This window comes from Lacticaseibacillus sp. 30, assembly GCF_053819265.1.
The window spans coordinates 53,933-65,054 of record NZ_JBSOQX010000002.1 but is presented as its reverse complement, the minus strand read 5'-3'; the positions used below and the strand labels follow the sequence as shown (position 1 = coordinate 65,054).

The 11,122-nt window shown below is 47.8% G+C and carries 12 protein-coding genes; all 12 read right to left on the bottom strand.

Features of this window, described 5'->3' with window-relative positions; all coding sequences use genetic code 11:
• Position 1: 1 nt before the first annotated feature.
• Positions 2-667 carry an ABC transporter ATP-binding protein gene (locus ACWPAB_RS01800; protein ID WP_003569560.1) on the bottom strand — a complete coding sequence of 222 codons (666 nt, stop codon included), beginning with the start codon at positions 665-667 and terminating at the stop codon, positions 2-4.
• A gap of 99 nt (positions 668-766) precedes the next feature.
• Positions 767-1,777, bottom strand: a complete 1,011-nt coding sequence (locus ACWPAB_RS01795; protein ID WP_003587516.1) for a sensor histidine kinase — start codon at positions 1,775-1,777, stop codon at positions 767-769.
• Positions 1,770-2,417 carry a response regulator transcription factor gene (locus ACWPAB_RS01790; protein WP_003569557.1) on the bottom strand — a complete coding sequence of 216 codons (648 nt, stop codon included), beginning with the start codon at positions 2,415-2,417 and terminating at the stop codon, positions 1,770-1,772. The genes ACWPAB_RS01795 and ACWPAB_RS01790 overlap by 8 nt, the downstream gene beginning before the upstream one ends.
• 234 nt (positions 2,418-2,651) lie before the next feature.
• Entirely contained in the window at positions 2,652-4,379 is a 1,728-nt protein-coding gene (locus tag ACWPAB_RS01785) for a phospho-sugar mutase (protein WP_003564230.1), read from the bottom strand.
• A 119-nt stretch (positions 4,380-4,498) separates the two neighbouring features.
• The gene (locus tag ACWPAB_RS01780) at positions 4,499-4,681 is read right to left on the bottom strand and encodes a hypothetical protein (RefSeq protein ID WP_370374945.1); all 183 of its coding nucleotides are present in this window, start codon (positions 4,679-4,681) and stop codon (positions 4,499-4,501) included.
• 204 nt (positions 4,682-4,885) lie between these two features.
• Complete coding sequence (gene trxB / locus ACWPAB_RS01775; protein ID WP_003564228.1) at positions 4,886-5,833, bottom strand: thioredoxin-disulfide reductase; 948 nt, start codon at positions 5,831-5,833, stop codon at positions 4,886-4,888.
• A gap of 65 nt (positions 5,834-5,898) precedes the next feature.
• The gene (locus tag ACWPAB_RS01770) at positions 5,899-6,954 is read right to left on the bottom strand and encodes an NAD(P)H-dependent glycerol-3-phosphate dehydrogenase (RefSeq protein WP_003564226.1); all 1,056 of its coding nucleotides are present in this window, start codon (positions 6,952-6,954) and stop codon (positions 5,899-5,901) included.
• A gap of 10 nt (positions 6,955-6,964) precedes the next feature.
• Positions 6,965-7,792 carry a prolipoprotein diacylglyceryl transferase gene (gene lgt, locus ACWPAB_RS01765; protein WP_003578277.1) on the bottom strand — a complete coding sequence of 276 codons (828 nt, stop codon included), beginning with the start codon at positions 7,790-7,792 and terminating at the stop codon, positions 6,965-6,967.
• 1 nt (position 7,793) lies between these two features.
• Positions 7,794-8,753 carry an HPr(Ser) kinase/phosphatase gene (gene hprK / locus ACWPAB_RS01760; protein WP_003564222.1) on the bottom strand — a complete coding sequence of 320 codons (960 nt, stop codon included), beginning with the start codon at positions 8,751-8,753 and terminating at the stop codon, positions 7,794-7,796.
• Between the two features lie 191 nt (positions 8,754-8,944).
• Positions 8,945-9,280 (bottom strand): phage holin family protein, encoded by a 336-nt coding sequence (locus ACWPAB_RS01755; RefSeq protein ID WP_003564220.1) that lies wholly within the window; start codon positions 9,278-9,280, stop codon positions 8,945-8,947.
• Positions 9,280-9,549 carry a hypothetical protein gene (locus ACWPAB_RS01750; RefSeq protein ID WP_003564219.1) on the bottom strand — a complete coding sequence of 90 codons (270 nt, stop codon included), beginning with the start codon at positions 9,547-9,549 and terminating at the stop codon, positions 9,280-9,282. The genes ACWPAB_RS01755 and ACWPAB_RS01750 overlap by 1 nt, the downstream gene beginning before the upstream one ends.
• 11 nt (positions 9,550-9,560) lie before the next feature.
• Positions 9,561-11,042, bottom strand: coding sequence for a daptomycin-sensing surface protein LiaX (liaX, locus tag ACWPAB_RS01745; RefSeq protein WP_003564216.1), 1,482 nt, complete (start codon positions 11,040-11,042; stop codon positions 9,561-9,563).
• Positions 11,043-11,122: the final 80 nt, after the last annotated feature.

The following is an 11,122-nucleotide window of genomic DNA, read 5'->3' as shown; positions in this document are numbered from 1 at the left end:
CTCACCGCCCTTCACGCAGCACACCGTCATTGATGGTTACAACGCGATCTGCTTGCTTAGCGATATCGGGATCATGCGTAATCACAATTAAAGTCTGCCCTTGCTTGATATTCGCCTGGCGCAATAAAGTCATGATGTCTTGTGAATTGCGGCGATCCAAGTTGCCCGTTGGTTCGTCAGCTAAAATGATCGCCGGATGATTGATCAGCGCCCGGCCAATCGCAACGCGCTGCTGTTGGCCGCCTGACAGTTGATTTGGCAAAGCATCTTGCTTTTCCGTCAGACCCAAAGTAGCCAGTAATTCTGTCAACTCAGATGTCGCGACGGTTCGACCGTCCAAGTCAGCGGGCAGCGTCATGTTCTCGACCACTGTCAAATCGGGAATCAGATTATAGAATTGATAAATCAACCCGACTTGTCGCCGCCGAAAAATGGCTAATTGCGTCTGATTCAACGCATAAATATCTGTATCGTATAGCTGTACCCGACCACTGGTTGGTTGATCAATACCGCCCAGCAGATGTAGCAAGGTTGACTTACCCGAACCACTCGGCCCAACGATTGCCACAAATTCACCTTTTTCAATACTAAAATCAGCGTGATCTAACGCTGGTCGACTTTCCCCTGCATATTGCTTCGTCAGTTGTCGTGCTGTCAAAATGGCCACTAGTACCCCTCCTCGCGCCTGACACATCAATCTGTGTTGGCTTTCTTATGATACTCTCAGCCTATCAATGGTAAGTGACAAGTAAGTGACAAAACACACTCAACGAAAAAATTCAAACGTGAATTGCACGCCTTCCGCCGTATTTTCAGCAAATAAGCGGCCATCGTTTTCACGCGTAATGCCAGCAGCAATCGCTAACCCAATGCCCACGTTATTGGCAGTGGCATATTGACCACGGAAAAAACGCTCAAATAAATGCGGCATATCTGCTTCAGCAATTGGTGAGCCTGTATTGATAATCTTCAGGCGGACGCGAATAGGATCAGCAATCCCAATAATCTGAATTTGACCGCCAAAAGCAGTATGTTCAACCGCATTTTTCAAGACATTGACCAACGCTTCTTTGACCAATGCCGGGTTCACATGAAGCATTAGGTCTGGTGATACCTGCCAATCAATCGTCAACTGCTTATCAGCAACCATTCGCAGCAGTGGCTTCAATGCCTCTTTCCCCAGCGCCGCTACGCTCACATCTTGTCTAGTTTGGCTCAGCGTATGTGTATCCACCTTAGCTAATAAAATGAGCTGCTCAACTAACTCTGCTTGACGCGTGTGCTGCGCTAAAAGCTCCTGACGGGTGACCTCCCAATTAGCCGCAGTCATCATTTCAAGCAAATTATTATTCGCCGCTAAAGGTGTTCGCAACTGATGCGCAATATCGGTAATAGCAACACTTAGCTGATCGCGATCACGCTTCACTGCCGTGCGTTCAGCCTGCATTTGGCGGGCATATTGATAAAGTCGATTGTTGAGATCGGAAAACAGTCCTTCATCATTCCGATCAATCGCATAGTTGCTTGCGCCTGCCTTTGTGAGATCAAGTTGCCGCAGCGCCAAGTAAAAACGCTGACTAAACTTGACTGCCCACCGCAACACGATCCAACTACTGGCCAGTGTGCTGCCAAGGCCAATAACAACTAGCCAAAGCCGAGTGACTGGCACAAGCACCATCACCGTGAGTAAAGCGGCCCACAAAATAACTATCAACCACACTGTCAATCTCAGCACACTTTTGGTTTCCGGCATAGCCCAATAATCATGCTTAACCATCAATAAAATACCCCATTCCCCGCACAGTCCGAATTAAGGTCGGATGTGCCGGATCATCTTCAAGCTTTTCTCGCAGGCGTTTGATGGTCACGGTTAAAGTATTATCCGCCACAAACTGCTCACGCGTGTCCCACAAGGCTGCTAGCAACTGATCTCTTGCCAAAATCTGATTGGGGTTGGCAAAAAAATAGGCCAGCAAACGATACTCGGCCGCCGTTAGCACAACCGCTGTCTCATTTTTCGTCACTTGACCAGTGGCTAAATTCAGGCTAACCGCCCCAAATTGTTGCACTGTCATCGGCAGCTGTTTAGCAATGCGAGCCTTTAAAACACGTAAACTAACCGGTTTTACCACGTAATCATCAGCAAGTCGGAGTCCTTTTAGCATCGTTAGCTCCTCGTCATTAGCCGTCAAAACAATCACCTTAGCAGTCAAATGCTTCCGCCATTGCGCTAACCAAGTCAAGCCGTCACCATCGGGCATGCTTAGATCTAAAATGATGACATCGGGCGAAATCTGCGCGACTCGTTCATTGGCTTGCGCTAACGAGGTCGCCAGCACGGCCTGACCGTCTTTGGCCAAATAGGCGCGCAGTGTCTCGCCTAATGCCGGTTCATCTTCAACGATTAAATAGTTCATCATGCCACCCCCGTATCATTACCTTGATTAAAGTATACCGGAGAAACATGGCTGTGGGGATGACAACGTTTTTTAAAGGACCTTGAACAATCGCTTTTAGAAACCGAAAAAGTCCGGATAGTCCCTACGGAAAACGGCGAACGCCTTGTCCCAAATTTGGGACAATACGTTCGCCGCTATCTTGCTTCACCTGCTTAATCGTCAGGATTCACACATTGATTCGTTTAAAACAAACTAAGCTTCTTCACGAAAATCATTGAGCGCCTTTTCGAAGGCATCCAATTTTTCTTGGGCCTTAGCTTCTGTGTCTGCTTTGGTACCGACATAGAACTTAACTTTCGGTTCGGTGCCGGATGGCCGGATAGCAATCCAAGTACCGTCTGCCAAAATGTACTTCAGAACGTTGCTTGATGGCATGGTCAGTTTTTCGACAGTGCCATCAGCAGATTTAGCTTCCTGACTCAGGAAGTCTTCAACCTTCGTAATCTTGACACCCGCAAAATCAGCAGGCTGTTCTTCGCGGAACTTGGTCATCAAGTTAGCCATTTGCTTCTGACCGTCAACCCCTTCAAAATCGACGCCAACAGTCTTTTCAGCATAGTAACCATACTTCTTGTACAGTTCCTGAACGCCGTCCCAAAGCGTTTTGCCTTGTGACTGATAGTAGGCGGCAACTTCAGCCAGCAGCACTGTTGACTGAATCGCATCCTTGTCGCGCACGAATGGCTTGATCAGATAGCCGTAACTTTCCTCAAAGCCAAACAGAAATTCGTGCTCGCCAGTAGCTTGAAAATGCTTGATCTGATCACCGATAAACTTGAAACCAGTCAGCACATTGATCATGTCCACGCCATAATCCTTCGCAATGGCGGTTGCCAATTCCGTCGACACGATTGACTTCACAACCGCGCCATTCTTCGGCAGTGTGCCAGCTTGCTTGCGCGCTTCCAGAATATAATGCAATAAGACCGAAGCGATTTGGTTACCAGTCAACAACTGATAATGGTCGCCGACTTTAACTGCTGTGCCCAGCCGATCAGCATCGGGATCAGTCGCGATTAAGACATCAGCGCCGATTTTTTTACCTAATGCAATTGGCAAATCAAAGACTTGAGCGAACTCTGGGTTCGGGAATGGGGTAGTTGCAAATTCTGGATCAGCAATACTTTGCTCAGGCACCAACCGGAAGTTTTCGAAACCAGCATTACGCAAAACCATTTGCGCTGGAATTCGTCCAGTCCCGTGCAGTGGGCTATAAACCAACGACATGTTCTTGCCGACTTTGTTAATCAAATCATGGTTGATGGTGACCGTGGCCACTTCAGCATAGTAAGCTTCATCAACATCTTCACCAATCGGTTGCATCAACTTTTTGGCGCGTAGCACATGGACGTTCAGAGACTTGATAGCAAAAAGATCCGCTGCTGAACGAGCATATTTGGTGATTTTGTCGGATTCTTCCGGTGGCATCTGCCCGCCATCTGGACCGTAAATCTTATACCCATTGTACTGCTTAGGGTTATGACTAGCAGTGATCATAATGCCTGCATAGGTCTTTAAATGACGCACCGCAAAACTTAATTCCGGTGTTGGCCGCAACTGATCAAAAACATAACTCTTAATACCATGAGCACCCAAGACCCCGGCACTTTCATAAGCAAACTCTTGACTCATGTAACGGGAGTCGTAACTAATCGCAACCCCCCGGGCCTTAGTTTCATCCGACAGTGTGTCCATAAACCGGGCCAAACCTTCAGTGGCTTGCCGAACCGTGTAAATATTCATCCGACCAATCCCGGCACCAAGAACACCACGCATGCCTGCCGTGCCAAACGCCATAGGAGCAGCAAATGCCTCTTCCTTAGTCGTCTCATCATCAGCCATATTCTTAAGATCAGCTTTCAGCTCCGGATCAAGGGTCGGTTCGTCGACCCATTGTTGATACGTATCACGATAACTCACGTGATCAGCTCCCATCTGTCTATAATTAATAATTTCGGGCAATACCCTTCCCGTCCCAATCATACTATAAGTGGACGAGTGCTGGGTTGAAAACGCGCTCAAATAAGAAAATTCTTTTATTACCGATGATGCGTGCTAGCTAAAACAAGTTTCCAAGACTGCTTGTTTCTACGCGTTTCTGCTCGCATCCACAAAAAAGAGGCCGAGCCATAATTTCCTCGTCGGACTTGTGAATCATTAAATTCCGAATAATCGTAGGACGGTGCTAGGCTAATACTTTCTTGCCGTGCCAAACTCCGCAATCTCCGGCCAGACGGGGCTGGCGACGCGGAGCTAGAGCGGAGACGGCTGAGCCCCATCTGGCCTACGATTGCTACGCCTTGGCACTAGTATCTTTAAATCCAACAAAAAATTATCCACGAAAAAAGCCAACAATTTTCCAGGGTAGAGGGAAATCGTCGGCCTTTACTTGTTGGGTATGAGTAATATCTCAACCTGTTTTCAAATCAAGCTTTAATCTCAATATTCGTATCATTCAAACTCTGAATATAGTTGAAGACGCCTTGTCCAGCTGTGCCACCTTCACCAACAGCTGTGGTAATCTGCCGCAGGTCCTTGGCGCGAACATCGCCGATCGCGAAAACGCCTGGAACCTTTGTCCGCATATGCTCGTCGGTTGGAATCCAACCATGCTCATCCAGAACACCTAAATCTTGGAAGGCTTCAGTCATCGGCATAATGCCAACATAAATGAAAACCCCAGCAACTGGCAAAACATGTTCCTCGCCAGTTTCCTTATCACGGTACTTCACGCCGGTGACTTTCATATCGTCACCTTGGATTTCCTGAACCTGAGCATTCCAGACGAAATGCATCTTATCATTGGCAAATGCTCGCTTCTGGATAATCTGCTGAGCACGCAATTGATCACGGCGATGAATAACTGTGACCTTCTTGGCCATTTGTGTCAGGTAAAGGCCTTCTTCAATCGCGGAATCGCCACCGCCAATAACGGCCAACTCGCGATCTTTAAAGAAGGCGCCATCGCAGACAGCACAGTATGAAACGCCACGGCCGCTGTAGGCTTCTTCGCCCGGTACGCCCAACTTCTTATGCTCTGCGCCTGTCGCAATGACAATCGCTTTAGCCTCGTACTCATCCTCGTCAGTTTTCACTAGCTTGACGGCACCGCGGTTTTGAACGCTAACGACATTGCCATAGGCATACTCAGCACCAAATTGGGTGGCACCATCATACATTTTCTGACCAAGATCTGGCCCGAGGATTGACTTGAAACCCGGATAGTTTTCAACTTCAGCGGTATTGTTCATCTGCCCGCCATAGACGCCGCGATCCAGCATCAGCACAGATAAATTGGCACGCGATGCATAAAGTGCAGCCGTCATACCACCTGGGCCGGCACCGATCACGATTACATCATATTTTTTTGCCATGGGCAGTCTCTCCTTTTGCCATATTGCTTACAATTAGTAAGCTATACTGTTTAATATACATGGTTTTATGGTTTTTGTAAACTCGCATTGTCAAAATCGAATTCCGGCTTACCAGAACGCTTCATCAAGTCAGTAATGACAGTACGAATCGGCGCGTTTTCGTAGAGCACTTGATAAATCGCGTCTGTGATTGGCATGTCAACGTCAAGTTCACGGGCCATTTGATGGGCAACTTTGGTCGTTGAGACACCTTCAACCACCATCCCCATATTTTTCAACACATCCGGCAACTTTTCACCTTGTCCAAGTGCGTTGCCGGCTCGCCAGTTACGACTGTGGACCGAGGTACAGGTCACAATCAGATCACCGACACCGGATAAGCCGATGAAAGTCAACGGTTCGGCACCTAGCTTCACGCCGACCCGACTGATTTCAGCTAAACCGCGAGTCATCAAGGCCGCTTTGGTATTGTCGCCATAGCCGAGACCGTGCAAGGCACCAGCGCCAATGGCAATCACGTTTTTCAGAGCGGCACCAATTTCAACGCCAATGACGTCTGTGTTAGTATACAACCGAAAATAATCATTCATGAACAGCTTCTGCACTTTTTCTGCCAACTTCAAATCATCGGAAGCGGCGGTTAACGTTGTAATATCGTGGGTGGCGACATCTTCGGCGTGACTCGGGCCGGAAATCACAACAATACCTTGAATTAATTCCTTCGGCAAGACTTCTGCGAGCACTTGCGAGATGCGCAACTCACTGCCACGTTCAAGTCCTTTAGCAGCATGAACAATAATCGGTTGTTCACCACGCCCTTTATGAGCTTGCAGAATTGGTTTAACTTGCTCGGCCACGCTGCGAATCGCATTGGTTGGAACAACAAACAAAATGACCGCCGCTTGATCCAAGGCTTGGCCAAGGTCAGCAGTCACATGCAAAGCCGGCTGTAATGTAAACTCAGCACCGAGATAGTGTTCATTTTGATGGGTCCGCTTCATCAAGGCTACCTGATCCGGATTGTGACTCCACAAATCAACTTCATGACCATTTTCAGTTAATAAATTGGCTAGCACGGTGCCCCAAGAACCAGCACCTAACACTGCTATTTTCGTTGACACAAAATCACTCCTATTCCACCGCTTTAAGCGGATTGCCGTCTAAGTACCATGCCACATTTCCTTGCCGCCGCCGATACCAAACTAAGCCAGCCGCTGCAACAAATAAGATGATCGACAACAATTGTGAAACACGCAGTCCGGGCATGACATACAATGAGTCGGTCCGCATACCTTCAACAAAGAAACGGCCAAAGCTGTACCACATCACATAACTCAACACCACTTCGCCTTGCTTAAACCAGTGCTCATGGTGACGCACCGTCATGAGCAAAGCAAAGCCGACTAGATTCCACATGCTTTCATACAGAAAAGTCGGTTGACGATATGCCCCACCGATGTTCATCTGCTGAATGATAAATTCTGGCAAATGCAAGCCGCGTAAATAGGCTAACGTGGTCACAGCACCATGGGCTTCTTGATTCATGAAGTTGCCCCAGCGACCAATTGCCTGCGCCAACATCACAGTTGGTGCAGCAATATCGAGGACAAGCCAAACTGGCAACCATTGGACCCGACAATAAATGGCAAAAACGATGACACTGGCTATTAATGCACCGTAAATCGCAATCCCGCCATGCCAAATAGCAATGATTTCGCCGGGATGAGCGGCATAGTAAGGCCATTCAAACGCCACATAGTAAAGCCGTGCGCCGATCAAGGCAAACGGCAACGCCCACAAGATAAGATTCAAAATGTGGTCTTCCTTAATCCCGCGTTTGGGTGCTTCGCGCATCGCTAGATAAACCGCAATTAGAACGGCACTGGCAATAATGATACCGTACCAATGAACTTCCAGACCGCCTAATTGAAAAGCGATCGGATTAAGTGCTAATAACAAGTTATTTGTCCCCCGAACTGTTCTGGTCGGTTTCTTCATTATGCTCGATCAGATGATTAAGATTTTTTTCAAATGTCTTGGTGGCGTCATAGCCCATTGACTTGGCGCGGAAGTTCATGGCCGCGACTTCAATGATGATGGCCAAGTTACGCCCGACCTTAACTGGCACTGTGATTTTTGGCACTGGCACGTCAAAAATTAATTGTGTCTGTTCCCCAGAACCAAGCCGATCAAAGGTTTTGTCTGGTGTCCAATTCTCGAGATGGACGATTAATGAAATAGTAGTATCTTCACGAACAGCGCCAGCACCGAAAAGATTCATGACATCGATAATGCCCAAGCCACGAATTTCCAGCAGATGCGAAAGAATCGGCGGTGCAGCCCCGACAATGGTTTGTTCATCCTGTTGATAAACATCAACCCGATCATCGGCAATCAAGCGATGCCCACGCTGAACCAATTCCAACGCTGTTTCGGATTTGCCGACACCAGAATCGCCGGTAATCAGCACGCCGAGCCCATAAATATCGACTAGCACCCCATGCATACTGCGCCTCTCCGCCAGCTGACTATCCAAATACTCGGTAATCAGACTCGACAAACGCGTCGTCGGCAAACGCGATCCCAAAACAGGAATATGAGCCGCTGTCGCTGCGGTGATCATTTCTGCCGGCGCCTCCAACCCCCTCGATACCAAAAATGCTGGGGTATCTTCAGTTGCCATGCGCTTTAAAATCAATAAACGTTCTTCGGATGACATGTTTCGCGCAAATGAAATTTCCGTTCGACCGAACAATTGAATCCGTTCATGTGGATAGTAATTAAAATAGCCAGTCAGTTCCAAGCCGGGACGCGAAATATCACTCAAAACGACTTGCCGCTGATCAAGATACTCCTCGCCGCTGTATACCTCGAGCTTGGTTGCCTTAACCAACTGCCGCACTGTCACGCTGTCTGCCATGAAGTCCACCTTTCTTTCGCCATATTTGCTCTATTTTACCATAAGTCGATTCCCCTTATGGTCAGCAGGTTGAAACATTCGCAAAAGGTCATTCACATTGTGCGCTTCGTTGGAAGGTAACGATAAGCCTTTAGTTCATTCAACTCACGCAAAAATGGCCTGCAGATCGCAAGCCATTTTCAATCGTCACTTTAATTTTTGCCGACAAACATCATGTTCAACACGGAAATGATGACCGCCAGCAACATCGTAGCGCCGAAACCGCTGAACACAATGCCTGGTACGAACCAAGTCATCATGCTTAGCATCAAACCATTCAGCACGATCAGGAACAAACCTAGTGTCAGAATCGTGATTGGTATCGACAGAATCACTAGAATTGGTCGCAACAGACCATTCAAGACGCCGAGCACCAATGCACCGACTACCGCAACGCCAAATCCTGCCACATAAAGCTGAGCCGGAAACAGTTGCGCGTAAATCAGGAAAACTGCCGTCGTTATGATGGTGCGTTTGACGAAGTTCATTAGAAATCGCTCCAGTCATCGTCATGCGACTCGGTCACATGCGTTGCATTTTTTCGGGGCCGAGATGAGTCGCGATCACGATAGGGGTGACGCGGACGCCGACGATCATAACGGTCAGACCGATCATGCCGCGAGAAGAGCCACACAGCTAAGATGATGAGTAAGGCCGGTACAATGAGAAGTTTCAGCAGGAATATCCCGATGGCAAAAACCGCCACGATGATCAAGCCAATGATAAAGAACATTAATGGAATTAATAGAAAAGGCATAAGCAATCCCCTCAGTCATTTGAATCTTTTAATTGAATGTTACCACTGGTTGTATTGAGTTTCATTTCACTACTGCCAGTCCCGGGACGCGTCAGTTCCAGACGCTTAATCCCCTTAGCTGGTTCGGCAACCTCACTCAAGCGGCTCTTGATGCTGCCAAAATGCGTCCGAACCTCGCCGTTAAGCGCAATGGAGGACGGCACGGCGACTTTAACATTGCCGTTCATCGAAGTGCCTTCAAGCGTCGTGAAGTCCGTGTGATAGGTAGCTCGCACAGTCCCGTTAACTGTCTTTAAGGCGGCCGTTGCCGGATCGGCATCAACACTGACATCGCCATTCACTGTTGTGAGCAACAAGTCATGGGTATGACCACCTTGAACCTTGATTGAGCCGTTGACACCTTCACTCTCGATCATAACACCATCAACATGAGTGAAGTTCATCTGACCATTTGTACTCTTAACATAGAAATCTTTACCGGTAATGCCAGTTAAGTCTGCACTGCCATTTAATAACCGGACAGCAACATGATCATAACTGCGCTTTGGCAATGAGATGACCAAATCAGCTTGAACCCGCTTGTTTGGTACTTGGAAGCTAAAATGATCGTCCGTGACATCAATGCGGCTCCGGTCTTTGAACGCATCCAGCGGCGATGCGGCATCCATTTTGCCGTACAACTTGATCGCAGCAGCAACTTGAATGCCTGGCTGATCCCAAGTCTTGAACTTCACGTCACCATTAGCAACTTTCACATCAAGAATCGTTGCCTGACTATCTGGAAAATCGAAAACATGGTCAAATTTTTCAGTTGCTAAACCGGGTACTGTAATGGTGACATTCTTCCAGTCAACGTTATCCAAAACATTGTTGACAGTATCCTTCACGAACCCACCCAGTTGCGTGGTTGCATCACCTAAGTTTTTGCCAAACTCAGAAAAAGCATCGCGAGCATCTTTTTGCCAATCGTCATTTAAAATCTTGTCGCCAAGCTTCTTACGCTCTAAATCATGCTTTTGGTGACGTAAGCCGGCAAGGTTCGCTTTCAGAGACTCAATTTGGCCTTTTAGTTCGGCCAACTGATCAGTCAATTTCTGATTCTCCTGTTTCAAATCCCCGCGCTTTTGGTATTTTTCCGGGGAAAGGGCTTCGAGATCTTCCATCGTGTCCAGCACGATGATCTGTTCGTTGTTCGCATCGATTTGTTTACCAATAGTTGTAACCTGTGCGGTAGCAGCATCTAAGGCACCTGCTGCTTCAGCAATCTCAGTGTTGAGTTCTGTCAGCGCTTCATTGCGATCCGTGTCACTGGTTGCATGCTCATCATCCGTATTCGGCGTTTCCGAAGTTTCTTCGGGAGCTGTGTTATCGGCCGGGCTAGCGGCCTGCTGGGAACCTTGACGTTTCGCCAGGTTTTCCAAAAGTACCAGCGCCTCTTCGCTTGAAATAACGCCTTTTTTAACTAGGTCTAAAATTCTTTCGCGTTCATTCATGGGTTATCCCTCCAGGATTTGATTACATGATTAGTATGCACGGATTCGCGCCGGGGCGCATAGGTCCAAAGGTTGATTTT